Below are 24,469 nucleotides of genomic sequence, written 5' to 3' on the forward strand. Positions count from 1 at the left end.
CGCCGCGTCCGCATATGGACCGCCGGGCCGCCCCGCAGATGCCCTTTCGGCCTGCCGGCGCCCGTCAGGACGGCTGTCGTACCGTTTGCGGCTGACTGACTGAAAAGCACCGAACCCTCGGGGGAGAACAATTACATGCTGCGTTTCAAGGCATCCACCACCCAGTCCATCCTCGGCAGCGCAGTGGCGCTGGCCCTGCTCTACGGCGGCGCCGTGCAGGCCCAGACGGCCACCGTGAAGGTCCTGTCGATCGTGGACCATCCCGCGCTCGACGCCATCCGCGATGGCGTGCGCGACGAGCTGAAGACGGCCGGCTACGACGCCGACAAGAACCTGAAGTGGGAATACCAGAGCGCCCAGGGCAACACGGGCACCGCCGCCCAGATCGCCCGCAAGTTCGTGGGCGATCAGCCGAGCGCGATCGTGGCCATCGCCACGCCGTCGGCCCAGGCCGTGGTGGCCGCCACCAAGACCGTGCCCGTGGTGTACTCGGGCGTGACCGATCCGGTGGCCGCGCAACTGGTGAAGAGCTGGGGCGCGACGGGCACCAACGTGACCGGCGTGTCGGACAAGCTGCCGCTGGACAAGCAGGTGTCGCTGATCAAGCGCGTGGTGCCCAAGGCCAAGACCGTCGGCATGGTCTACAACCCCGGTGAAGCCAACTCGGTGGTGGTGGTCAAGGAACTGAAGGATCTGCTGGCCAAGCAGGGCATGTCGCTGAAGGAAGCCGCCGCGCCGCGCACGGTGGATATCGGCCCGGCCGCCAAGAGCCTGATCGGCAAGGTCGACGTGATCTATACGAACACCGACAACAACGTGGTGTCGGCCTACGAATCGCTGGTCAAGGTGGCCAACGAATCGAAGATTCCGCTGGTGGCTTCCGATACCGATAGCGTCAAGCGTGGCGCCATCGCCGCGCTGGGTATCAACTACGGCGACCTCGGTCACCAGACCGGCAAGGTCGTGGTACGCATCCTGAAGGGCGAGAAGCCGGGCGCGATTGCCTCGCAGACGTCGGACAACCTCGAGCTGTTCGTGAACACGGGCGCCGCCGAAAAGCAAGGCGTCACGCTGTCGCCGGACCTGGTCAAGGAAGCCAAGACCGTCATCAAGTAATACCGCCGATGCCGCGCGCCCTACCCTGTGGCGCGCGGCGCGAAGCGCCCCCTATGGCCCTATCCGGGCCAGCCGGACGGCCTGCAAAGGATTTCCCCCCATGTCCCTCTTTTCCCTGCTGGGCGCCCTGGAGATCGGCCTGATCTTCAGCCTCGTGGCGCTCGGGGTGCTGATCTCGTTCCGCATCCTCAATTTTCCCGATCTGACCGTTGACGGCAGCTTTCCGCTCGGTGGCGCCGTCGCGGCCACGCTGATCTCCGCCGGACAGGATCCGTTCATTGCCACGGTGGTCGCCATCGTGGCCGGCGCCATGGCCGGCTGGATCACCGGCTGGCTCAACGTGCGCCTGAAGATCATGGATCTGCTGGCCAGTATCCTGATGATGATCGCGCTGTACTCGGTCAACCTGCGCATCATGGGCCGCCCCAATGTGCCGCTGATCACCGAGCCGACGATCTTCACGATCCTGCAGCCCGAATGGATGCCCGACTACGTGCTTCGCCCGCTGGTGCTGTTCGTGGTGGTGGTCGTCGCCAAGCTCGCGCTGGACTGGTTCTTCTCGTCGCAGCTTGGCCTGGCCATGCGTGCCACCGGCGCCAATCCGCGCATGGCGCGCGCCCAGGGCGTGCCCACCGGCCGCGCCACGCTGGCCGGCATGGCGCTGTCGAATGCGCTGGTGGCCCTGGCAGGTGCCTTGTTCGCCCAGACGCAGGGCGGATCGGACATCTCGATGGGTATCGGCACGATCGTGATCGGCCTGGCCGCCGTGATCATCGGCGAAACCATCATCCCGGCGCGACGCCTGGTCTACGTGACGCTGGCCGTGGTGGTGGGCGCCATCCTGTACCGCTTCTTCATCGCGCTGGCGCTGAATTCCGAGTTCATCGGCCTCAAGGCACAGGATCTGAACCTGGTGACCGCTGCGCTGGTGACGCTGGCGCTGGTGCTGCCGGCCACGCGCAAGAAGCTGTTCGCCCGCAAGAACGGAGGTGCCTGAGATGCTGCGCGCTGAAAACCTGAAGCTCACCTTCAACCCGGGCACGCCGATCGAAAACCGCGCCCTGCGCGGCCTGAGCCTGGAAATCCCGGCCGGCCAGTTCGTGGCCGTGATCGGGTCCAATGGTGCCGGCAAGTCGACCTTCCTGAACGCCGTCAGCGGCGACACGATGGTCGATAGCGGCCGCATCATGATCGACGACACCGACGTCACGCGCCAGCCCGCCTGGGATCGCGCGCACCTGGTGGCCCGCGTGTTCCAGGACCCGATGGCCGGTACCTGCGAGGCGCTGACGATCGAGGAAAACATGGCGCTGGCCATGGCACGTGGCTCGCGCCGCGGTTTCCGTCCGGCACTGAACAAGGCGTCGCGCGAACAGTTTCGCGACAAGCTGCGCCTGCTGAACCTGGGCCTGGAAAACCGCCTGACCGACCGCATCGGACTGCTGTCGGGCGGCCAGCGCCAGGCGGTGAGCCTGCTGATGGCATCGCTGCAGCCCTCGCGCATCCTGCTGCTCGACGAGCACACGGCGGCGCTGGACCCCAAGACGGCCGCGTTCGTGCTGGAACTGACCGCGCGCATCGTCGAGGAAAGCAGGCTGACGACGATGATGGTCACCCACTCGATGCGCCAGGCACTGGACTACGGCCAGCGCACCGTGATGCTGCACCAGGGCCAGGTGGTGCTCGATGTGTCGGGCGACCAGCGCAAGGGCCTGGACGTGCCCGACCTGCTCAAGATGTTCGAGCAGACGCGGCATGAGCAACTCGACGACGACGCGCTGCTGCTGGGGTGAGTCAGTCTCCCCTCTCCCGCTTGCGAGAGAGGGGACGTGCACTCAGGCATTCAAGCCGTCGCGGCCTTGTCCAGCCAGCGTTGGAGCTGATCGGTCACCGCCGTGCTCGAAAACGAGCAGCTGTCCTGCGCGAAGACCGCCGCCATCTCCATGCGACGTAGCAATTCCTCCATGGCTTGCCCGAACACGGGCGGCAGCGTCAGCGACGGCGCCGCAGCGCGCCACCGGGCGATCAGCTCACCGGCCGGCAGCGTGCCGGCCAGATGGGCCTCCAGAGCCTGGCGCATCACGGCCAGCGTTTCCTGATTGGCGCTCATGAACGCGCCCTCCTTTCCTTGTATAGCTCGCGGAACGTGCGGCCGCTCGGGGCTGGCATGTCGCGTGTTTCGGTCCAGCCCTTGCCTGCCATTGGCAGACTGGCAATCAGCTTGCTGCGGCCGCCCATGCGTGACAGCATACGCGCCCCCATGCGGGTGACAAAGGCGTACAGGTCCGGGCGCCGGGCCACGTAGCCCCAGACCTGCAGCGCCACGCGCTCCTGCCACGGGCGTAGGTGGCGCTCCATCTGCTTCTCGCGCAGCTTGCGCAGCAGGTCGGACAGCGGAATCGATGCCGGGCACACCCGGTTGCATTCGCCACACAGCGTGGCCGCCTGCGGCAAGTCCACCGCGTTGGCCAGGCCCACATAGCTCGGCGTCAGCACGCTGCCCATCGGGCCGGGATAGACCCAGCCGTACGCATGGCCACCGATCTTCTGGTACACGGGGCAGTGGTTCATGCAGGCGCCGCAACGGATGCAGCGCAGCATCTCCTGGAATTCGCCGCCGATCAGCCCGCTACGGCCGCCATCCACCAGCACGAAGTACATGTGCTCGGGACCATCGCGCTCGCCCTCGGCACGCGGCCCCGTCAGCAGCGAAAAGTAGTTCGAGATCGCCTGGCCCGTGGCCGAGCGCGGCAGCAGCCGCATCACGGTGGCCAGGTCTTCCAGCGTTGGCAATACTTTCTCGATACCCGTCACGGCCACGTGCACGCGCGGCATGATGGTGCACATGCCCTCGTTGCCTTCGTTCGTGACCACGGCCACCGAGCCTGTCTCGGCGATGATGAAATTGCCGCCCGTCACGCCCATGTCGGCGGACAGGAACTCGGGCCGCAGCACTTCGCGCGCCTCGCGCGTCATCTCGGGAATGTCGGTCAGGCGGGGCTTGTTGTGGACCTTGGCGAACAGGTCGGCAATTTCGTCCTTGTCCTTGTGGATCACCGGCGCAATGATGTGCGACGGCGGCTCGGCATCGTTGATCTGCAGGATGTACTCGCCCAGATCGGTCTCGATGCTTTGCACGCCCATCTCGCCCAGCACCTGGTTCAGGCGCATTTCCTCGGTCACCATCGACTTGCTCTTGATGACCTTCTTCACGCCGTGCTTCTGGGCAATTTCGGCGACCAGCCTGGCGGCGTCGGCCGTGGTCTCGGCAAACAGCACCGTGGCGCCACGTTTAGTCGCATTTTCTTCAAAAGTAGCGAGCCAGACGTCGAGATTTTCCAGTGCGCGGTTGCGGCGCTCTTTCAGCGCGGCCCGGGTGGCATCGAAGTCGATGTCGCGGATGGCGTCGGCACGGGCCGTCACGAACTTTGTCGACAGCTTCTTGAGGTTCTGCTGCAGGCGCTGATCGGCCAGCTTCTGCCCGGCGCGCGCCTTGAATTCCATGCTGTGCACTTGCATCGTGGGGGCTCTCCTGAAAGTTCGCGCTGCCAGGCGTCAGGCGTCGCCAGCCAGCACTTGCGCGATATGGAGCACGCGCGTCTGTGCATCGCCCGAGCGGCGCAGCCGGCCTTCGATATTGAGCATGCAGCCCAGGTCGCCCAGCACCACCGCGTCGGCGCCGCTGGCCTTGATGTTGGCGCATTTCTCGTCGACGATCGCCGTGGAGATATTGCCGTACTTGACCGAGAAGGTACCGCCAAACCCGCAGCAGGCCTCGCAGTCCTTCATCTCGGTCAGCTGCACGTTCGGCAGCTTGCCCAGCAAGGCGCGCGGCTGCTGCTTGACGCCCAGTTCGCGCAGGCCCGAGCACGAATCGTGATAGGTAATATGGCCGGCAAAGGCGGAATCGAGCTTGTCGAGCTTTGCCACGTTGACCAGAAAGTCGGTCAGTTCGAACACGCGTTCGCGCAGGCGCTCGTAGCGGCCGTTCAGCTCGGGATCGTCGCGCAGCAGGTCGTGGTAGTGGTGGCGGATCATGCCGCCGCAAGAGCCGGATGGCACCACCACGTAGTCGAACATCTCGAATTCACGCAGGAATTTCTCGGCCAGATCGCGCGACACGGCGCGCTCGCCCGAGTTGTACGCGGGCTGGCCGCAGCAGGTCTGCGCCTCGGGCACCATCACCTCGTAGCCGGCCGATTCCAGCAGCTTCAGCACCGAAAACCCGATTTCCGGGCGCATGAGGTCCACCAGACAGGTGGCGAACAGTCCGATTCGCATGGTTTTTTCTTTATCCAGACCCGGAAACCCCGTGATTATGCCCCTTTGCCCCGCCGCTGCGGGCATCCGGCGCCGCAATCCTGTTCATCCGGCGGTGCAAAGCGGCTCATCACACCCCGGGCGCCGGGCCGCATCAATCGAGGGAAATCTCGAAAATCACGTTTCACCTGTTGAAATTTTCACGATGCGAGATAGAATCAGGCAAACGCTTAATTTGCCGCACGGCAACATTTTTCCACATGGCAGAAGCAGACAAGTCACCCGGCAAGACCTCGATCCAGGTGATCGAGCGCATGATGACGCTGCTGGACGCGCTCGCCCAGCACGCGGATCCCGTCAGCCTGAAAGAGCTGTCGCTGGCCACCGGCCTGCACCCGTCCACCGCGCACCGCATCCTGAACGACATGGTGGCGTGCCGCTTTGTCGACCGGTCCGATCCCGGTAGCTACCGGCTTGGCATGCGGTTGCTGGAACTGGGCAACCTGGTCAAGGCACGGCTTTCGGTACGTGACGCGGCGCTGGCGCCGATGCGCGCGCTGCACCGCGTGACGGGGCAGACCGTGAACCTGTCGGTGCGCCAGGGCGACGAGATCGTCTACATCGAACGCGCCTACAGCGAACGCTCGGGCATGCAGGTCGTGCGCGCGATTGGCGGCCGCGCCCCGCTGCACCTGACATCGGTAGGCAAGCTGTTCCTGGCCGCCGACGAAGCCACGCGCGTGCGCACCTATGCCACGCGCACCGGCCTGGCCGGCCATACGCGCACCTCGATCACGGAGCTGGCCAAGCTCGAACGCGAACTGAGCTGGGTGCGCTCGAACGGCTATGCACGGGACAACGAGGAACTGGAACTGGGCGTGCGCTGCATTGCCGCGGGCATCTATGACGATTCCCGCCGGCTCGTCGCGGGCCTGTCGCTGTCGGCCCCGGCCGATCGGCTGCAGGACAGCTGGCTGCAGAATCTCAAGGAGACCGCGCTGCAGATTTCGCGCGGCATGGGCTACGTGCCCGAGCCCGCCGCCTGACCTGTACGGCCATCGTCGGCCTGGCAAAAAAGAACGCGCCGGGGGTCTGAACCCCACGGCGCGTTTTCCATGGCGCAATGGCTACCGTTCAGGTGCCATGCGACTGCTGCGATACCAGGACCGCCGCAGGGGATCTAGGACCCTGCGTAAGATTGGGCGTTGACGGGAAAGGGCGCGGCTGGCCCCCTGCCGACGGAGGTTGGTGCTCGAGCCAGTTGCGCACGCGCGTGGCGTCGGCAAAGCGCGACAGCTTGCCCACCGAATCCAGGAACACCATCACCACATTGCGATCGTTCACACGGGTCTGCATGACCAGGCACTGGCCGGCTTCGGAGATATAACCGGTCTTCTGCAGGCCGATATCCCAGCTGCCGCCACGCACGAGACGGTTGGTGCTGACATAGTGCATCGTACGGCCCGACACGCTGACCTCGTGCTCAGGCTGCGTCGAGAATTCGCGGATGGTCGGGTTGCGGTACGCGGCGTTGACCAGGCGGGCCAGGTCCATCGCGCTCGACACATTGCTGCTCGACAGGCCGCTCGAATCGACGAAGTGGCTGTCGTTCATGCCCAGTTCGCGCGCCTTCTTGTTCATCGCCCCGACGAAGGCCGGCAGGCCGCCCGGGTAGCTGCGGCCCAGCACCGACGCGGCGCGGTTTTCCGACGACATCAGCGCCAGCAGCAGCATCTCGTGGCGCGTCAGCGTCGTGCCGAAGCGGAGGCGCGAGCTGCTGTGCTTCTCGTTGTCGCGGTCGTCCTCGGTCACCGTCAGCATTTCATCCATCGGCAGGTGCGAATCCATCACCACCAGCGCGGTCATCAGCTTGGTGATCGAGGCAATCGGCAGCACCGCGGTCGGATTTTTCTGGAACAGCACCTCGTTGGTGTTCTGATCCATGACCAGCGCCACCGACGAACGCAGCGACAGCGCGTCCTCGGTATCGCGCAGGCCCATCGCCTCGCCCAGCGACGGTTTGGCTGGCACGAACGCGGCGCGCACCGGCGCCGCACGGCTGGCGACCACGGTGCGCTTGCCGTTCCTGACGACAATCACCTTTCGGGGAGACGCCTCCGCCTTCGCAGAAGCCACCTTTTTGATGGGTTTTGCGGACTTTTCGGTCTTTTTGGAGGAAGTTTTCGTCGCAGTCGACTTCGTCGATGCGTACGCTGCCGGCGCGGCCAGCAGGGCAACGGACACCAGCGCCGAAGTGGCGATAGCGGTCAGTTGGGGAAGGCCAAAGAGTCGGGACATGAAGGAATCGGTCCGGAACATGATCTGTTCAGCGCGAATACGGAATGGCGCTAGTGTAGGAAATTAAGAAATTCTTAGCAAGATTAATGACTTACAGCGGCTCTTTAAAGTTTCATTCGCAAACATTTCCGCATTGCGGTAAAAGAGCCAGATAAATCACATCGTTGCTAACGCAAATACAACAGTTTTTGACTTGCCGAGCCTCAGGCGTCACGCCGTCGTCGTCGGCCACGGGGCGCGTCAAGACGACTTGTATCGTGCCGGCTCCTGTCGATAACGGTCTGCATGGCGGAATCCTGATATCTGTCAGGGCAATTCAGGACAGGAAACGCACGAACCCACTTACCGGTTCACGTTCGGTTGTCAATTGATTGGCTGTCGCGCCCGGGTCTGCAAAGCCGAGCGACATGCCGCACACCACCATTTCCTCCTCGGTCAGCAACAGGTGCTGCTTGATGATGGCGTGGAACTGCGTGAACGCCGCTTGCGGGCAGGTATCGAGCCCGCGTGCGCGCGCAGCCACCATGATGCTTTGCAGGAACATGCCGTAGTCGAGCCAGCTGCCCTGCTCCATGATCCGGTCGATCGTGAAGATCAGGCCGACCGGCGCATCGAAGAAGCGGAAGTTGCGGGCGTGCTGTTCGTGCATGCGCGCCTTGTCCTCGCGCTTGATCTCCAGCAGGCTGTACAGATCCCAGCCCACCTTGCGGCGGCGCGACAGGTACGGGTCGACCCACTCGCGCGGATAGTATGGATATTCCTCGCGGTACTTGGCGTCGCGCTCGGGATCGTCGTAGGCGGCCAGCACGTCTGCGCAGAAGCGCGCCTTGGCATCGCCCGCCAGTACGTAGACCTTCCAGGGCTGCGTGTTCGTGCCCGACGGCGCGCGGCTGGCGACCGCAAGAATTTCCTCGATGGTCTGGCGCGGCACCGGTGTATCCAGGAACGCGCGAACCGAACGGCGTGTCGTGATGGCGCGATCCACAATCGCGGCGTCATCTGCGTGCGACATGCTCTGGGGTCTCCTCAAGTCTTGTTCATGCTGGCTGGCCAACGGCCAGCGCCTGCAATGCCTGGCGCAGCGCCGGCGGCAATGCCACCGGCCTGCGCGTTTCGCGATCCACGTACACGTGCACGAAATGCCCCTGTGCCGCCGCCACATCCTCATCGTTGCGGAACAGCCCCACTTCGTAGCGCACGCTGGAATTGCCCAGCTTCGCCACGCGTAGGCCCGCCACAACCGTGTCGGGAAAGCTCAGCGACGAGAAGTAGTTGCACTGCGTTTCGATGACGAGGCCAATCGTGGCACCGGCTTCGATGTCGAGCACGCCTTCCCGGATCAGGTACGCATTCACGACGGTATCAAAGTAACTGTAGTAGACAACGTTGTTCACGTGGCCATACACATCGTTATCCATCCAACGCGTCGTGATGGGTTGGAAGTGCGCGTACGCACGACGGCGATCGGGTTCAGGCTTCATCGGAATCGGTTCTGGACGACATCGAGCGAAACGGGATCAGCGCCGTAACAGCCACATGCAAGGACCGTATGAGCGCACGGTATGTCACAAGGTTCCAAATTTTTTACGATGTATCGAAGCGCGTCATGCGGCCGCTGCCGGCATGGGCGACGCAACCCCGGCATCCCCTGCGCCGTAACGGGTGTGACAGGCCGCTGCCAGCGCGACGGTTTGCGTGTGTACAGCCACGGTGTTTTCTATCTGGTTGCCATAGCCGCCCGCCATCGCCACGGCGATCGGCAGGCGCTGCGACAAGGCAAAGTCGAACACCATGCGGTCGCGCCGGGCCAGGCCAGCCATCGTCAGCCGCAGGCGTCCCAGCCGGTCGTCTTCATGCGGATCGGCACCGGCCAGGTAGATCAGCAGATCGGGAGCAAAGCGCGACCGCAGCGTTTCGAGCGCACCGGCCAGCGCGGCGGCATAGGTGTCGTCGTCGCAGCCATCGGGCAGCCCGACATCGAGATCGCTGGCTTCCTTTCGGAACGGGTAGTTCTTCTCGCCGTGGAGCGACAGCGTGAACACCGTCGGGTCGTCGCGCAGGATCGACGCCGTGCCGTTGCCCTGGTGGACATCGAGATCGATCACGGCCACCCGCCGCACCTGGCCATCGCGCTGCAACTGGCGCGCGGCGATGGCCGCGTCGTTGAACACGCAGAAGCCACCCCCCTTGTCGGCGTAGGCGTGGTGCGTGCCGCCAGCCAGGTTGACCGCGATGCCTTGCGTCAGCGCGGTGCGGCACGCCGCAATCGTGGCGCCGGCGGACCGGCGCGAACGCTCCACCATGTCGTGCGACCAGGGGAAGCCAATTTCGCGCTGGCGCGCCGGGTCCAGCCGCCCTGCCGACACATCGGCGATGTAGTCGGCCGAATGGGCCAGCGCCAAGGCATCGTCATCCGCGCGCGGTGCCTCATGCAGTTCAAGCCCCGGCACCTGGCGCACCACGGCATCGCGCAGCATGCTGTACTTGCGCATGGGAAAGCGATGCCCAGGGGGCAGCGGCAGGACAAAGTGGTCGGCGTAGAAGGCGAACATCTGGGCGCTTGGAGTCGGGGCGCTGGCGGCATGGTCGGCAAGTGACGCGTTGGCGTCATTTCCCGACCGGACAGTCAGCGATGGTAGCACCGTCTCCAGCGTCCGGCCCGCGGCGATGACGCGGGTGTGTGAAACGCCCGTTTTTCTCGCATCGCACCACCTCCGCGACGCCCCGCCGGATCAGGAAAAACCCTTATCCATGGCGGGATAGTGGCCCGCGATGCCCTTCCCTGACGCAATCCGCCAGTATTTTTGGTGCGCCGCACAAAAACCGCTTGACACCCAATCTGTCTTGCTTAGAATTGGAATTGTTGCGGCGCATCAAAGACCGAAAGAATCTCGGAAAACGCCGACAGACATACGAAGGTACGCTCGGGCTGGCCAGACACTGAAGTCATGGCTCTGACATCTGGGCGGCTTAATTTTACTTTTGCTTGACCTTGAAGTTCACCACTGGAGACCAGCAATGATCCTGACCCCGGAACAAGTTGCAGCTGCACAAAAAGCCAACCTCGAGACCCTGTTCGGTCTGACCTCGAAGGCCTTCGAAGGCGTCGAGAAGCTCGTTGAGCTGAACCTGCAAGTGGTCAAGGCCACGTTCGCCGAGAACGTCGACAACGCCAAGAAGGCCCTTGGCGCCAAGGATGCACAGGAACTGCTGGCCATCCAGGCTTCGCTGGTGCAGCCGGTTGCCGAAAAGACCCTGGCCTACACCCGTCACCTGTACGAAATCGCTTCGGAAACCCAAAGCGAGTTCACGAAGGTTGCCGAAGCCCAGCTGGCCGAAGGCACGAAGAACGTGCAAACCCTGGTCGACAACTTCGCCAAGAACGCCCCGGCCGGTTCGGAATCGACCGTTGCCATCGTGAAGTCGGCCATCTCGGCTGCCAACAACGCCTACGAGTCGGTCCAGAAGGCCACCAAGCAGGCTGTTGAAATGGCCGAAAGCAACTTCCAGGCTGCTGCCACCGCCGCGACCAAGGCTGCCCAGCAAGCCAGCGCCACGGCCCGCACCGCCGCCAAGAAGCCCACGGCTGCTGCCTAAGCACCGTAGCTCCAGCGTACCGGCTTCGGCCGGTCCGTTGGCAAAGCATCCTCGCCCTGCGCCTGCAGCATGGGTGCTTTGCCAACGGCAAGCGTAGACAAGACGCGGCGCCATCGCCCCCGCGCCGTCTATCGCCCTGTACCGATGTCTCCTCGGTACCGATTCCAAAAGGTATCGTTCGGCCCGGCCCTGCAAGCAGGTAGCCGGGCGTTTTTTTGCCCGCTCGCTGCCGCAGGGGTCGCTTGGCGGTTAATTGAATAATCAGGCAAAAAAGAAACCCGCCGGTGGGCGGGTTTCTGCGTTGTGGCGGAGGCCGATCAACGCTTGCGCGGCGGCGGCACGTCCGTGCAGACGCCTTCGTAGATTTCGGCGGCCATGCCGATCGATTCGCCCAACGTCGGGTGCGGGTGGATCGTCTTGCCGATATCCACGGCATCGGCGCCCATCTCGATGGCCAGGCACACTTCGCTGATCAGGTCGCCCGCATGGGTGCCGACGATACCGCCACCGATGATGCGATGGGTTTCCTCGTCGAAAATCAGCTTGGTGAAGCCCTCGTCACGCCCATTGGCGATGGCACGGCCCGACGCGGCCCACGGGAACACGCCCTTGCCGTACTTGATGCCCTGCGCCTTGCACTGGTCTTCGGTCAGGCCGGCCCAGGCCACTTCCGGATCGGTATAGGCCACCGACGGAATCTGCTTGACGTCGAAGTATGCCTTCTCGCCATGGGCCGCCTCGGCAGCCACGTGCGCCTCGTGCACGGCCTTGTGCGCCAGCATCGGCTGGCCAACGATGTCGCCAATCGCGAAGATGTGCGGCACATTGGTACGCAGCTGCTTGTCGACGTCGATGAAGCCACGGTCGGTCACGGCCACGCCGGCCTTCTCGGCGCCAATCTTCTTGCCGTTCGGCGTACGGCCCACCGACACCAGCACGGCGTCGTAGCGCACCGGTTCGGCCGGGGCACCCTCGCCTTCGAACTTGACGTAGATGCCGTCCGGCCTGGCTTCCACGCCCACCGTCTTGGTCTTCAGCATCACGTTGTCGAAGCGATGCTTGTTCATCTTGTCCCAGACCTTGACCAGGTCGCGGTCGGCGCCCTGCATCAGGCCGTCGAGCATTTCGACCACGTCGATGCGCGCGCCCAGCGTGCTGTAGACGGTGGCCATTTCCAGGCCAATGATACCGCCGCCGATCACGAGCATCTTGTTCGGGATGTCGCGCAGTTCCAGCGCGCCAGTCGAATCGAAGATACGCGGGTCTTCGGGGATGAACGGCAGCTTCACGGCCTGGCTGCCGGCCGCGATGATGGCCTTCTCGAAGCGGATCACGGTCTTCTTGCCCGTGGTGGCCTTGGCGTCACCTTCGGTTTCCTGCACTTCGAGGTGATGCGGGTCCAGGAACGTGCCGATACCGCGCACCACCTGCACCTTGCGCGCCTTGGCCATGCCGGCCAGCCCGCCGGTCAGCTTGCTGACCACCGATTCCTTGTAGTGGCGCAGGCCGTCCAGGTCGATCTTGGCTTCGCCGAACAGGATGCCGTGCGCGGCCAGGGCCTTGGCCTCGTCGATCACGGCCGCGTTGTGCAGCAGTGCCTTCGACGGGATGCAGCCAACGTTCAGGCAGACGCCGCCCAGCGAGCCGTAGCGCTCGACCAGCACCGTGTTCATGCCCAGATCGGCCGAACGGAACGCGGCCGAGTAGCCGCCGGGGCCGGCGCCCAGCACCAGCATGTCGCACTGGATGTCGGCGCTGCCGCTGTGTTTGGCAGCCGTGGGGGCTGCCGTCGGCGCAGCGGCCGGGGCCGGGGCGGCCGCCGGCGCAGGTGCCGCGGCGGGTGCCGGCGCCGGGGCGGCGGCCGCGCCGCCTTCCACCGTGCAGATCACCGTGCCCTTGGCCACCTTGTCGCCCACCTTCACCTTGACGTCCACCACCTTGCCGGCGGCCGACGACGGCACTTCCATGCTGGCCTTGTCGCTTTCCAGCACGATCAGCGACTGCTCTTCCTCGACCGTGTCGCCGGCCTTGACCAGCACCTCGATCACTTCCACCGCGTCGAAATCGCCGATATCCGGCACCTTGACTTCGATCACACTCATGCTTTTCCTCCTGGGATGCGCGCCCTGCCCGCTCCGGGCTCAGGCCGCGTCGTCTTTGTTGGTTGCCGCGCCGCCGGGCTGCTGGGGCGTCTCATGGGGTGCCGCAAGAATTTTCACCGTGTGCACGTCGATCGGGCCAGCCGAGCTCTTGTCGAATTCGATACCCGCGTCGACCCCGATCCGCGCAATATCGCCGGCGCCCATTTCGGGCCGGTCGTACACCGCGTGCATGGCCCCGAGCGCATAGTTGCGGCCCGAGCCGATGCCCCAGAAACGGTCGAACGAAAACACCTCGCGGTAGGAATACACGCCAAAGATGCCGCCCGGATTTGCGATCAGGCAAACGATCTGCGATGACTCGTAAGGGTCGTCCTCGTCTTCCTTGGTGTTGATGAAGTACTCGTTCTTGAGCTTTTCATGCACCTTGAGGAAGGTCCGGAACACGTCGTCGCGGGTCATCAGGCGACATTCGTCGCCCATGCCCGTCAACAGTGCGCGCATGACCGGGAAATGCGCGGTGGTGCCCGCCAGCGCGACGAAACTCTCGCCCACGGGAATCACCTTCTGGTTGCGCTCGTAGGCACGCGACAGCCGCGTATCGCCGAACGTCACCAGCGCATCGGCCGCGATCGCCACCTCGTCACCCTTGCGTACGACAACGCAGGTAGTCATGGCTCGCCCCTTTGAATCTGTGCGGACAATCCCGCCGGACCCGCCGGCGGGTTGCTTCGGTACTTAGAGAAGGATCCGGCGGAAATCCGCCAGCAGCGCCGCAAAGTACGTATTGAAGCGCGCGGCCTCGGCGCCGTCGATCACGCGGTGATCCCACGACAGCGACAGCGGCAGCGTCAGGCGCGGCGCGAACTGCTTGCCGTCCCAGACCGGCTTCATGTACGACTTGCACACGCCCATGATGGCCACTTCCGGCGCATTGATGATCGGCGTGAAGTAGGTGCCGCCAATGCCACCCAGCGACGAGATCGAGAAGCAGCCGCCCTGCATCTGGTCCGGCTTGAGCTTGCCGTCGCGCGCCAGCTTGGCCAGCTCGCCCATTTCCTGGCTGATCTCGATCACGCCCTTCTTGTCGGCGTCCTTGATCACCGGCACGACCAGGCCGTTCGGCGTGTCGGCGGCGAAACCGATGTTGAAGTACTTCTTCAGCACCAGGTTGTCGCCGTCCAGCGATGCGTTGAAGTTCGGGAACTTCTTCAGCGCCGCCACGGTGGCCTTGATCATGAACGCGAGCATCGTGACCTTGATGCCGGCCTTCTCGTTTTCCTTGTTCAGCTGCACGCGGAACGCTTCCAGGTCCGTGATATCCGCCTCGTCGCAGTTCGTGACGTGGGGGATCATCACCCAGTTGCGGTGCAGATTGGCGCCCGAGATCTTCTTGATGCGCGACAGCGGCTTCGATTCCACTTCGCCGAAGCGGGTGAAATCGACCTTCGGCCACGGCAGCAGGTCCAGGCCGACGCCCGAGCCGCCGCCGGCCGCCGCCGCCGGAGCAGCGGTCTGGCCCGACATCACGCCCTTGACGAAGGTCTGCACGTCCTGCTGGGTGATACGGCCCTTCGGACCGGTGCCCGGTACGCGTGCCACGTCCACGCCCAGTTCACGTGCGAACTTGCGCACGGACGGGCTGGCGTGGGCGGCCTTGCCGGTCACGCCCTGGGCCTGCGCAGCGGCCGGGGCCGGAGCCGGGGCGGCGGCAGCCGGCGCGGGTGCCGGTGCGGGTGCCGGTGCAGCGGCAGCCGGGGCCGGGGCGGCAGCGGGTGCTGCTGCCGGCGCCGGGGCTGCGGCGGCGCCGCCAGCGGCTTCCAGGATCAGGATCAGCGTGCCTTCGGACACGTTGTCGCCGACCTTGACCTTGACTTCCTTGACGGTGCCACCCTGCGGGGCCGGCACGTCCATCGTGGCCTTGTCGGACTCCAGCGTCACCAGTGCGTCTTCGGCGTTGATCTGGTCGCCCGGCTTCACGTGCACTTCGATGACGGGAACGGCGTCGTAGTCGCCGATGTCCGGCACCTTGACCTCGACCGTGCCACCGCCAGCCGGCGCGGCTGCGGGCGCAGGCGCCGGTGCGGCGGGCGCCGGCGCCGGCGCCGCGGCGGCAGGCGCCGGGGCGGCGGCCGGAGCCGGGGCAGGCGCGGCTGCGGCGGCGCCGGCAGGCTCCAGCATGACCAGGACGGTGCCCTCGGCCACGTTGTCGCCCACCTTGATCTTGACTTCCTTGACCGTGCCGGCCTGCGGCGACGGTACGTCCATCGTGGCCTTGTCCGATTCCAGCGTGACCAGCGCGTCTTCCGCGTTGATCTGGTCGCCCGGCTTCACGTGCACTTCGATGACGGGAACGGCGTCGTAGTCGCCGATGTCCGGCACCTTGATTTCAATCGCTTGACTCATTCAGTGTCTCTCCTGGGCAGCCGGCACCCTGGTTCGTTACGGTCAACACGACAAACGCAATCGGCGAGGTTACTCTCGCCGCACGCATCTGTCACGCTGCCGCGCATCACCTGCGCCGCGGGGCACCGCCGGGCCAGCCGGGGGCGCCCGCGGCGCGGCGGGTGGCCGCGCTGCGGGGGTTCAGTCGTGCAAGTCCGGGGAATCAGACCGACATCGGGTTCGGCTTGTTCGGGTCGAGGTTGTACTTCTTGATGGCTTCCGCCACCTTTTCGCGACCGATCGCACCTTCGTCAGCCAGCGCCTTCAGCGCGGCCACGGTCACCCAGTTGCGGTCCACTTCGAAGAAGTGACGCAGCTTCTCGCGGGTATCCGAGCGGCCGAAGCCGTCGGTGCCCAGCACCACGTAGCGGCGCGGCACGAACGGACGAATCTGCTCGGCGAACGCGCGGATGTAGTCGGTCGATGCGATGACCGGGCCACGCACGCCCTTCAGCTTCTGGGCCACGAACGACTCGCGCGGCGCTTCCGTCGGGTGCAGCAGGTTGTGGCGCTCCACGGCCTGGCCTTCGCGGGCCAGTTCGGTGAAGCTCGGGCAGCTCCAGATGTCCGATTCCACGCCCCAGTCCTTCTTGAGCATGTCCGCGGCGGCGATCACCTCGCGGAAGATCGTGCCCGAACCCAGCAGCTGCACGCGCGGCGCATTGCTGTTTTCCACGCCCTTGCGGAACTGGTACATGCCCTTGACGATGTCCTTTTCCACGCCAGCCGGCATTTCCGGATGTTCGTAGTTCTCGTTCATCACCGTCAGGTAGTAATACACGTCTTCCTGTTCGGCATACATGCGGCGCAGGCCGTCCTGCATGATCACGGCCAGCTCGTACTGGAACGTCGGGTCGTACGAGATGCAGTTCGGGATCACGGCGTGGAACACATGCGAGTGGCCGTCCTCGTGCTGCAGGCCTTCGCCGTTCAGCGTGGTCCGGCCCGACGTGCCGCCCAGCAGGAAACCGCGCGAGCGCATGTCGGCCGCGGCCCAGCACAGGTCGCCGATACGCTGGATGCCGAACATCGAGTAGTAGATGTAGAACGGGATCATCTGCACGCCGTGCGTCGAATACGACGTGGCGGCGGCGATCCAGTCGCACATGGCGCCGGCTTCGTTGATGCCTTCCTGCAGCACCTGACCCGTCTGCGATTCCTTGTAGAACATCAGCTGGTCATGGTCTTCCGGCACGTACTTCTGGCCTTCCTGGTTCCAGATACCAACCTGGCGGAACAGGCCTTCCATGCCGAACGTGCGCGATTCGTCCGGCACGATGGGCACCACATGCTTGCCGATCTGCTTGTCCTTGAGCAGCGTGTTCAGGATCCGCACGAAGGCCATCGTGGTGGACACTTCGCGGCCTTCGCCGGTGGCCTTCAGCAGCGCGTCGAACGCCGACAGTTCGGGCACCTTCAGCGCTTCGGCCTTCTGGCGGCGGGCCGGCAGGTAGCCGCCCAGGTTCATGCGCGCCTGGCGCATGTATTCCAGTTCCTTCGAGCCTTCCTCGAAGGTCAGGTACGGGACTTCCTCCAGCTTGTCGTCCGGCACCGGGATGTTGAACTGGTCGCGGAACGCGCGGATGGCGTCCACCGGCATCTTCTTCTGCTGGTGGGCCACGTTCATGGCCTGGCCGGCATCGCCCATGCCATAGCCCTTGATGGTCTTGGCCAGGATCAGCGTCGGCTGGCCCTTGTGCTCGCTGGCCGCCTTGTAGGCCGCATACACCTTGTGCGGATCATGGCCGCCACGGTTCAGGCGCCAGATGTCGTCGTCGGACCAGTCGGCCACCATGGCCTTCAGTTCCGGCGTGTTGAAGAAGTGCTCGCGCACGTAGGCGCCGTCCTTGGCCTTGAAGGTCTGGTACTCGCCGTCCACGCAGTCCATCATGCGCTTCATCAGCAGGCCCTTGGTGTCGCGCTGCAGCAGCTGGTCCCAGCGGCTGCCCCACACCACCTTGATCACGTTCCAGCCCGAACCGCGGAATTCCGATTCCAGTTCCTGGATGATCTTGCCGTTGCCGCGCACCGGGCCGTCCAGGCGTTGCAGGTTGCAGTTGATCACGAAGACCAGGTTGTCCAGCTTTTCACGGCCGGCCATGCCGATCGCGCCCAGCGATTCCGGCTCGTCGGTCTCGCCGTCGCCCAGGAAGGCCCAGACCTTGCGGCCTTCGGTGTTCACCAGACCACGGCTGCCCAGGTACTTCATGAAGCGGGCCTGGTAGATGGCCATGATCGGGCCGAGGCCCATGGACACGGTCGGGAATTGCCAGAAATCCGGCATCAGCCACGGGTGCGGGTACGACGAGATGCCCTTGCCGTCCACTTCCTGGCGGAAGTTGTCGAGCTGTTCGACCGTCAGGCGGCCCAGCAGGAAGGCGCGCGAATACACGCCCGGCGCCGAGTGGCCCTGCACGAAGACCAGGTCGCCGCCGCTCTGTTCCGACGGGGCGCGCCAGAAGTGGTTGTAGCCCACGTCATAGAGCGTCGCCGCCGAGGCGAACGACGAGATATGGCCGCCGACGTTGGTGTTCTTGTTGGCGCGCAGCACCATGGCCATCGCGTTCCAGCGCGTGTACGAGCGGATGCGGTGCTCGATGTCCTGGTCGCCCGGAATGCGTGCCTGCTGCTCCACCGGAATGGTGTTGATATACGGCGTTTCGGCGTGGAACGGTTGCGTCACGCCGTTCACGCGTGCGTATTCGATCTGCTTGTCGATCAGGAAGGCGGCGCGGTCGGAGCCTTCCGCGTTCAGGACGCCCTGCAGGGCGTCAAGCCATTCATGCGTTTCCTGGGGATCTGCGTCGTTGGCGCTGCTGGCGCCGAGGATCTGCTCTGGTACAGCGGACATGACTGTCTCCTGGGTAAATTCCTGCCCCGGCGCCCGCCCGGTATGGCGGATCTCGGTTGGCCGGTCTGACGGTGTTGACGTCGCAGCGGAGCCCTTGCCGCGTGGCCCTGGCATCGGTTCACTGGCCAGGACCGGGATCTTTCGCATCGGGTCGCGTCGCCCGGATCCTCATCGGCTCAAGCACATGGCTCCGCCCGCATTGTTCGGTCGAAGCGATTCTATGGAAGCACAGCAACGGCTGACAAGCTAAATTTTCAGATTACGAAGTCATTTCTTATAATGTGAAATATTGCCGCAGTGCACCAGAAACCGCATGCCCGCGCCGTCAAACGGCCTGGCGGATTTGCGAATTTGCCTGTGCCGGATAGGCGCTTTCCCCAAGCGACGCACCGCAATAAAGCCGATACACTGGTTGGCTGACCGTCAATCCCCTATGCAGTTCTTCGACCGAATCCTCTCTGGCCTGCGAACGGCCATCCTGCCACCGAATTCCGCCGGTACCGTCAGCGATTCCGCCCAGGGCGTTGCGCCCGGCGTGGCGGCGCGCGCGGGCCATGGCGATCCGCATGGCGGTCACGACGACCATCCCGAACACGCCGAACACGCCGATCATGCCGATCACGCCGACGTCATGGAGCCGCTGGCCGCACCGCCGCGCCGCCTGTGGATCATGCGCTGGCGCAATCTGGTGGCGACCAGCTGGTTCATGTTCATTCCGCTGGTGGCCATCGTGCTGTTCACCGTGGCCATGGGCGTCATCCTGTGGTCGCTGCACGAGACCGAGCGCCAGCAGCAGCGCGACTCGCTGTACCGCGACGCCGCCTGGGCCCAGCAGCGCGTGCGGCTATCCCTGCTGAGCAACCAGGACCAGATGGCCTCGCTGGCGCGCGACATCGCCGCCGCGCAGCTGGACCAGGGCGCCTACCGCACCGCCGCCCAGGAAATCCTGCGCGAAAACCCCGAAATCGTCTTCATCAACTGGCTCGACGCCACCAAGCGCGGCCGCTGGTCGCTGCCGTCGACATCCGAATTCGCTGGACGGCTACGTGAAACTGTCGACCAGCCGCTGGAACCGGAGGTACTGGACACCTTCGACGCGGCGCGCGAGACCCAGCGCGTGGTCTATTCCCGCCCGCTGACCAACGACCGCGGCGACAGCTTCATGCTGATGGAAGTGCCGATCGTGCGCGACAACGAGTTCCTGGGCACGCTCGGGGCGCTCTATTCGATCAACGGCATCCTGACCCACCTGCTGCCACCCGAGCTGACCGAGCGGTACCGCTTTTCGCTGATCGACAAGAACAACCAGACGCGCGCCAGCACGTCGGTGCGGCCGGTGCCGGGCAATGCGCTGTCCTACGAGGTGCTGCTCGACCCGCCGGGCCATTCGCTGTCGCTGCGCGCCGACGCCTATCCGCCGCCATCGAACCTGCCCAACAACATGCTGCTGTGGCTGGTGGTGGGGCTGTCATGCTTCCTGCTCTGGAGTCTCTGGAGCATGTGGCGGCACACCAGCCGGCGCTCCGAGGCGCAGCGCGCGCTGCTGGCCGAGACATCGTTCCGGCGCGCGATGGAAAACTCGATGCTGATCGGACTGCGGGCGCTTGACCTGAACGGCCGCATCACCTACGTGAATCCGGCGTTCTGCCGCATGACTGGCTGGACCGAGCCCGAACTGGTGGGCCGCATCCCGCCCTTCCCCTACTGGCCGCCCAACGACCAGCAGGAAATGCAGAAGCAGATCGACCTGACGCTGCAGGGCAAGTCGCCGGCCACCGGCTACGAAATGCGGGTGATGCGCCGCGACGGCAGCAGCTTCTTCGCGCGGATGTACGTGTCGCCGCTGGTGGATAGCCGCGGCCGTCATACGGGCTGGATGAGCTCGATGACGGACATCACCGAGCCCAAGCGCGCCCGCGAGGAACTGGCGGCCGCGCACGACCGCTTCACGACGGTGCTGGAAAGCCTGGACGCCGCGGTGTCGGTGCTCGCCACCGACAAGGCCGAACTGCTGTTCGCCAACCGCTATTACCGCCAGCTGTTCGGCTGGGAGGCAGAGGGGCACCTGAAACTGGCCGGCGACGACTTCGACAAGGAACAGATGTCGAGTGACAACACCGACTTCGTCGACGCCTACGCCGGCCTGCCCGCCTCGGAGCTGATGCCGTACGCGTCCGACGCCCGGGAAGTGTTCGTGCCGGACATGCAGAAATGGTTCGAAGTGCGCCGCCGCTATATCCAGTGGGTGGACGGCCACCTGGCGCAGATGCAGATCGCCACCGACATCACGGTCCGCAAGGCCGCCGAGGAAATGGCGCGCCAGCACGAGGAACGCCTGCAGTTCACGAGCCGCCTGACCACCATGGGCGAGATGGCGTCGTCGCTGGCGCACGAGCTGAACCAGCCGCTGGCCGCCATCAATAACTACTGCATGGGCGCCGTGGCGCGCCTGCATTCGGGCCGCAGCACGCCGGAAGACCTGATCCCGGTGCTGGAAAAGACGTCGGCGCAGGCCGTGCGGGCCGGCACCATCATCAGCCGCATCCGCGGCTTCGTGAAGCGCAGCCAGCCCCAGCGGCGCGAGGCCGCCCTGCACGACATCGTGGCCGACGCCGTGGGCCTGGCCGACCTGGAAGCCACGCGCCGCCGCGTGACCATCCTGACGCGCCTGCCCGCCCCGCCGACGATGCTGTATGTGGACCCGGTGCTGATCGAGCAGGTGCTGGTGAACCTGCTCAAGAACGCCGTGGAAGCCATGGCCGGCCTGCCCGCGATGCGCGCGGCCGGCGTGGTCCGGCTCCACGCACGCATCGAGAACGTCGAGTTCGGCCAATCGGTCTGCATCGACGTGATCGACCAGGGCCCGGGCGTGGACGAAGCCACCAAGGAGCGCCTGTTCGAGCCGTTCTTCAGCACCAAATCGGACGGCATGGGCATGGGCCTGAACATCTGCCGGTCGATCATTGAATCCCACCAGGGCCGCCTCTGGGTGGAAAACAATGTGGACGGCATCGGTTGTACGTTTAAAATCACCTTGCCGCTGCAGCCCGCGCTACCCGAGCAATAAGCTCCGGAGCGCCCCCGGGCATGCCGGACGACCCTCTGCCGCGGGGCATCGGGAGGCCGTCCGGACGATTTGCCTGGGGGTGTTGCGCGCCGCCGCATGCAGTTACACTTCGTTGCAAACGACTTTGCCCCAGGAGACTTCATGACCGCAACGCCCAGCCCAACGCCGCATCGTGGCGAGACCGTCTTCATCGTCGACGACGATGAAGCGATGCGCGACTCGCTGACCTGGCTGCTAGAGGGCAACGGCTACCAGGTGCGCAGCTTCAACAGCGCCGAGCAGTTCCTGTCCGCCTACGACACCAGTTCGGTGGCCTGCCTGATCCTGGACGTGCGCATGCCCGGCATGAGCGGCCCGGAGCTGCAGGAACGCATGATCGCCGAGAACATCGACATCCCCATCGTCTTCATCACCGGCCATGGCGACGTGCCGATGGCGGTGTCGACGATGAAGCGCGGCGCGATCGATTTCATCGAAAAGCCGTTCGACGAGTCCGAACTGCGTGCGCTGGTGGAACGGATGCTGCAGAAGGCCCGCACCGACCATTCCGCCGCCCGCGAGCAGCGCGCCGCCAAGGATCTGCTGTCCAAGCTGACCACGCGCGAGCAGCAGGTGCTGGAGCGCATCGTGGCCGGCCGCCTGAACAAGCAGATCGCCGACGACCTGGGGATTTCCATCAAGACCGTGGAGGCGCACCGCGCCAACATCATGGAAAAGCTCAACGTCAACACGGTGGCCGACCTGCTGCGCCTGGCACTGTCGCGCAACAGCTGACCGGGCTCATTCCCGAGGCGCCGGCTGCCCGTGCATCGCCACGGCGCGGCCGGCGCCGGGCCTGCCGCGCTCGGCCCAGCCCGGCGCTCCCCTACTTTCCGTCCAGATATTCGGCGTCGGCGAACGTCACCACCCATTGCGGGCGGTAGATGACGAAGATGGCCACCAGCATGCCGGTCAGGAAGGCCTCGCCGAAGGCGATGATCACCACGCCGGTCAGCCAGTCGCCCACGGTCAGCCCGGCCTCGCCCGCCTGCCCGGCCAGCATGAGCCAGGCCAGCCGCAGCACCCCCGCCACAATGGCCGCCACCAGCGCGGCAAAATAGCCGTGGCCCAGGATGAAGATGAACAGGTGCCGCGGCAGCCAGTGCCGCAAGGTGGCCTGCAGGCCGGCCGTGACCAGCCCGGGCACCGCCGCCATCCAGATAAAGCGCGGCGCCAGCGAAATCCAGTGGATGTCCTGCCACGCCTGCCCGGCCAGGTAGGCAAGCCCGATCAGCGAGATCACGTTGGCGATGGCCAGCGTCACCAGCGCCATCGGCAGGCCGAACATCGTCACGGCCAGGGTCGCCCCCATCAGCTGGATCACCACCCCGCCGCCCAGCGTGGCGCGTGCCGTCCAGAGCAGCGCCAGGAACACCAGCGTGCCCAGCCAGGCATGCTGGATCGGCTCCCGGCGCAGCACCAGCCACGGCCGTTGCGAGATCGCCCAGGCCAGCACCGCCACGGCCAGGGTCGGCAGCGGCCAGGTCGCCAGCAGTTCCGGAATTGAAGATTCGTCGATGTCCATCGGCGGATGCTAGCAGTCGCCAGCCTGTCTCCGCTTGCATCCAGTCAAGGCGGCGCCGAATCGTGCCAAGCCTTTATAATCCGGGTTTTGCGCGCGCCCGCCCTTCCGCGCGGCGCGCGGCCCTTCCTCTCAGCCTTTCCAGTCACGTACGCCCATGTCCGCCCAATTGATCGACGGTAACGCCCTTGCCAAACAAATCCGTGCCGAAGCCGCCCAGCGCGCTGCCCGCCTGACCGCCGCCGGTCACCAGCCCGGGCTCGCCGTGGTGCTGGTGGGCGAGGACCCCGCCAGCCAGGTCTATGTGCGCAACAAGGTCAAGGCCTGCGAGGACAACGGTTTCTACTCGTCGCTGGACCGCTATCCGGCCGACCTGTCCGAAGCCGACCTGCTGGCCCGCATCGACGCGCTGAACAACGACCCGAAGATCCACGGCATCCTGGTGCAGCTGCCGCTGCCCAAGCATATCGACAGCCACAAGGTGCTCGAAGCCATCGCCCCCGAAAAGGACGTGGACGGCTTTCACGTGGCCAATGCCGGCGCGCTGATGACCGGCGCCCCGCTGTTCCGCCCCTGCACCCCGTACGGCTGCATGAAGATGCTGGAATCGATCCAGTACCCGCTGCGCGGCGCCCGTGCCGTGGTGGTGGGCGCCTCGAACATCGTGGGCAAGCCGATGGCGATGCTGCTGCTCCAGGCTGGCGCGACCGTGACGATCTGCAACAGCAAGACACGCGACCTGGCCGCCCACACCCGTGACGCCGACGTCATCGTGGCGGCCGTGGGCCGTCGCAACATCATTACCGCCAACATGGTCAAGCCCGGCGCCGTGGTCATCGACGTGGGCATGAACCGCGACGATGCCGGCAAGCTGTGCGGCGACGTGGACTTTGCCGGCGTGCGCGAGGTAGCCGGCCACATCACGCCGGTGCCGGGCGGCGTCGGCCCGATGACGATCACGATGCTGCTGATCAACACGCTGGAAGCGGCCGAGCGCCGGGCCGGCCTGGCCTGAGACAGGATCCGGATGGGTCCCGATGGCGCGCCCGCCGCGCCTCAATCATCCTGATAGCCAAGTCGTACTGGATATTTGGCCCGAAAGGCCTCATCTTGCACAGGTAATCGTGCCGCCATGCCCGCATGGCCTTTTCGACGGCGGCACGCCAACCGGGAAT

20 protein-coding genes are annotated in these 24,469 nt (G+C 65.3%); 8 read left to right on the forward strand and 12 right to left on the reverse strand.

What is annotated here, in order from left to right:
- The first annotated feature begins 135 nt into the window (after window positions 1-135).
- From AC24R4_RS26185 to AC24R4_RS26195, 3 genes are all read left to right on the forward strand, one after another.
- The gene (locus AC24R4_RS26185; RefSeq protein ID WP_153948092.1) at window positions 136-1,116 is read left to right on the forward strand and encodes an ABC transporter substrate-binding protein; all 981 of its coding nucleotides are present in this window, start codon (window positions 136-138) and stop codon (window positions 1,114-1,116) included.
- 100 nt (window positions 1,117-1,216) lie between these two features.
- The gene (locus AC24R4_RS26190) at window positions 1,217-2,113 is read left to right on the forward strand and encodes an ABC transporter permease (RefSeq protein ID WP_400393227.1); all 897 of its coding nucleotides are present in this window, start codon (window positions 1,217-1,219) and stop codon (window positions 2,111-2,113) included.
- 1 nt (window position 2,114) lies between these two features.
- Window positions 2,115-2,909 (forward strand): ABC transporter ATP-binding protein, encoded by a 795-nt coding sequence (locus tag AC24R4_RS26195; RefSeq protein ID WP_400393225.1) that lies wholly within the window; start codon window positions 2,115-2,117, stop codon window positions 2,907-2,909.
- Window positions 2,910-2,959: 50 nt separating this feature from the next.
- Here AC24R4_RS26195 and AC24R4_RS26200 read toward each other — a convergent pair whose 3' ends face one another.
- Genes AC24R4_RS26200 through AC24R4_RS26210 form a run of 3 tightly spaced genes read right to left on the reverse strand, consistent with a single transcriptional unit; the run spans window position 2,960 to window position 5,397 of the window.
- Window positions 2,960-3,226, reverse strand: a complete 267-nt coding sequence (locus tag AC24R4_RS26200; RefSeq protein ID WP_029051250.1) for a hypothetical protein — start codon at window positions 3,224-3,226, stop codon at window positions 2,960-2,962.
- Entirely contained in the window at window positions 3,223-4,635 is a 1,413-nt protein-coding gene (locus tag AC24R4_RS26205) for a LutB/LldF family L-lactate oxidation iron-sulfur protein (RefSeq protein WP_400393223.1), read from the reverse strand. Before AC24R4_RS26205 ends, AC24R4_RS26200 begins: the two co-directional genes overlap by 4 nt.
- A 36-nt stretch (window positions 4,636-4,671) precedes the next feature.
- Window positions 4,672-5,397: a (Fe-S)-binding protein gene (locus tag AC24R4_RS26210; RefSeq protein WP_400393221.1), complete on the reverse strand. Its 726-nt coding sequence runs from the start codon at window positions 5,395-5,397 to the stop codon at window positions 4,672-4,674.
- Between the two features lie 239 nt (window positions 5,398-5,636).
- Between AC24R4_RS26210 and AC24R4_RS26215 the strand changes: the two genes are divergently transcribed.
- On the forward strand, window positions 5,637-6,422 hold the full coding sequence (locus AC24R4_RS26215; protein ID WP_153948087.1) for an IclR family transcriptional regulator: 786 nt from the start codon (window positions 5,637-5,639) through the stop codon (window positions 6,420-6,422).
- Window positions 6,423-6,510: 88 nt separating this feature from the next.
- Here AC24R4_RS26215 and pbpG read toward each other — a convergent pair whose 3' ends face one another.
- The 4 genes from pbpG to AC24R4_RS26235 form a co-directional block, all read right to left on the reverse strand.
- A complete protein-coding gene (gene pbpG / locus AC24R4_RS26220; protein ID WP_400393219.1) occupies window positions 6,511-7,695 on the reverse strand; it encodes a D-alanyl-D-alanine endopeptidase in 1,185 nt (394 codons plus the stop codon).
- A 295-nt stretch (window positions 7,696-7,990) separates the two neighbouring features.
- Window positions 7,991-8,686, reverse strand: a complete 696-nt coding sequence (locus AC24R4_RS26225; RefSeq protein WP_400393217.1) for a nitroreductase — start codon at window positions 8,684-8,686, stop codon at window positions 7,991-7,993.
- Between the two features lie 25 nt (window positions 8,687-8,711).
- Window positions 8,712-9,155 (reverse strand): acyl-CoA thioesterase, encoded by a 444-nt coding sequence (locus AC24R4_RS26230; protein ID WP_400393215.1) that lies wholly within the window; start codon window positions 9,153-9,155, stop codon window positions 8,712-8,714.
- 123 nt (window positions 9,156-9,278) lie between these two features.
- Window positions 9,279-10,226 (reverse strand): histone deacetylase family protein, encoded by a 948-nt coding sequence (locus AC24R4_RS26235; protein ID WP_487523858.1) that lies wholly within the window; start codon window positions 10,224-10,226, stop codon window positions 9,279-9,281.
- A 466-nt stretch (window positions 10,227-10,692) separates the two neighbouring features.
- Here AC24R4_RS26235 and phaP1 point away from each other — a divergent pair, with 466 nt between their 5' ends.
- Window positions 10,693-11,271, forward strand: coding sequence for a TIGR01841 family phasin PhaP1 (gene phaP1, locus AC24R4_RS26240; protein ID WP_400392899.1), 579 nt, complete (start codon window positions 10,693-10,695; stop codon window positions 11,269-11,271).
- Window positions 11,272-11,588: 317 nt separating this feature from the next.
- Here the strand turns inward: phaP1 and lpdA are convergent, their stop codons facing one another.
- From lpdA to aceE, 4 genes are all read right to left on the reverse strand, one after another.
- On the reverse strand, window positions 11,589-13,373 hold the full coding sequence (lpdA, locus tag AC24R4_RS26245) for a dihydrolipoyl dehydrogenase (protein ID WP_400392901.1): 1,785 nt from the start codon (window positions 13,371-13,373) through the stop codon (window positions 11,589-11,591).
- Window positions 13,374-13,412: 39 nt separating this feature from the next.
- The gene (locus AC24R4_RS26250) at window positions 13,413-14,045 is read right to left on the reverse strand and encodes an Ntn hydrolase family protein (RefSeq protein WP_400392903.1); all 633 of its coding nucleotides are present in this window, start codon (window positions 14,043-14,045) and stop codon (window positions 13,413-13,415) included.
- 63 nt (window positions 14,046-14,108) lie between these two features.
- Window positions 14,109-15,776 carry a dihydrolipoyllysine-residue acetyltransferase gene (gene aceF / locus AC24R4_RS26255; RefSeq protein WP_487523859.1) on the reverse strand — a complete coding sequence of 556 codons (1,668 nt, stop codon included), beginning with the start codon at window positions 15,774-15,776 and terminating at the stop codon, window positions 14,109-14,111.
- 202 nt (window positions 15,777-15,978) lie between these two features.
- Complete coding sequence (gene aceE / locus AC24R4_RS26260) at window positions 15,979-18,666, reverse strand: pyruvate dehydrogenase (acetyl-transferring), homodimeric type (RefSeq protein WP_153948442.1); 2,688 nt, start codon at window positions 18,664-18,666, stop codon at window positions 15,979-15,981.
- Window positions 18,667-19,099: 433 nt separating this feature from the next.
- On the opposite strand from aceE, the gene AC24R4_RS26265 reads away from it, so the two are divergent.
- Together AC24R4_RS26265 and AC24R4_RS26270 are read left to right on the forward strand one after the other, a co-directional pair.
- Entirely contained in the window at window positions 19,100-21,733 is a 2,634-nt protein-coding gene (locus AC24R4_RS26265; RefSeq protein WP_400392907.1) for a PAS domain S-box protein, read from the forward strand.
- A gap of 141 nt (window positions 21,734-21,874) precedes the next feature.
- Window positions 21,875-22,507, forward strand: coding sequence for a response regulator transcription factor (locus AC24R4_RS26270; protein WP_101682117.1), 633 nt, complete (start codon window positions 21,875-21,877; stop codon window positions 22,505-22,507).
- Between the two features lie 91 nt (window positions 22,508-22,598).
- Here the strand turns inward: AC24R4_RS26270 and AC24R4_RS26275 are convergent, their stop codons facing one another.
- Entirely contained in the window at window positions 22,599-23,297 is a 699-nt protein-coding gene (locus AC24R4_RS26275) for a hypothetical protein (protein ID WP_487523860.1), read from the reverse strand.
- Between the two features lie 154 nt (window positions 23,298-23,451).
- Between AC24R4_RS26275 and folD the strand changes: the two genes are divergently transcribed.
- Window positions 23,452-24,309, forward strand: coding sequence for a bifunctional methylenetetrahydrofolate dehydrogenase/methenyltetrahydrofolate cyclohydrolase FolD (gene folD / locus AC24R4_RS26280; RefSeq protein ID WP_066738480.1), 858 nt, complete (start codon window positions 23,452-23,454; stop codon window positions 24,307-24,309).
- Window positions 24,310-24,469: the final 160 nt, after the last annotated feature.

The organism is Cupriavidus sp. CER-90, from assembly GCF_057652055.1.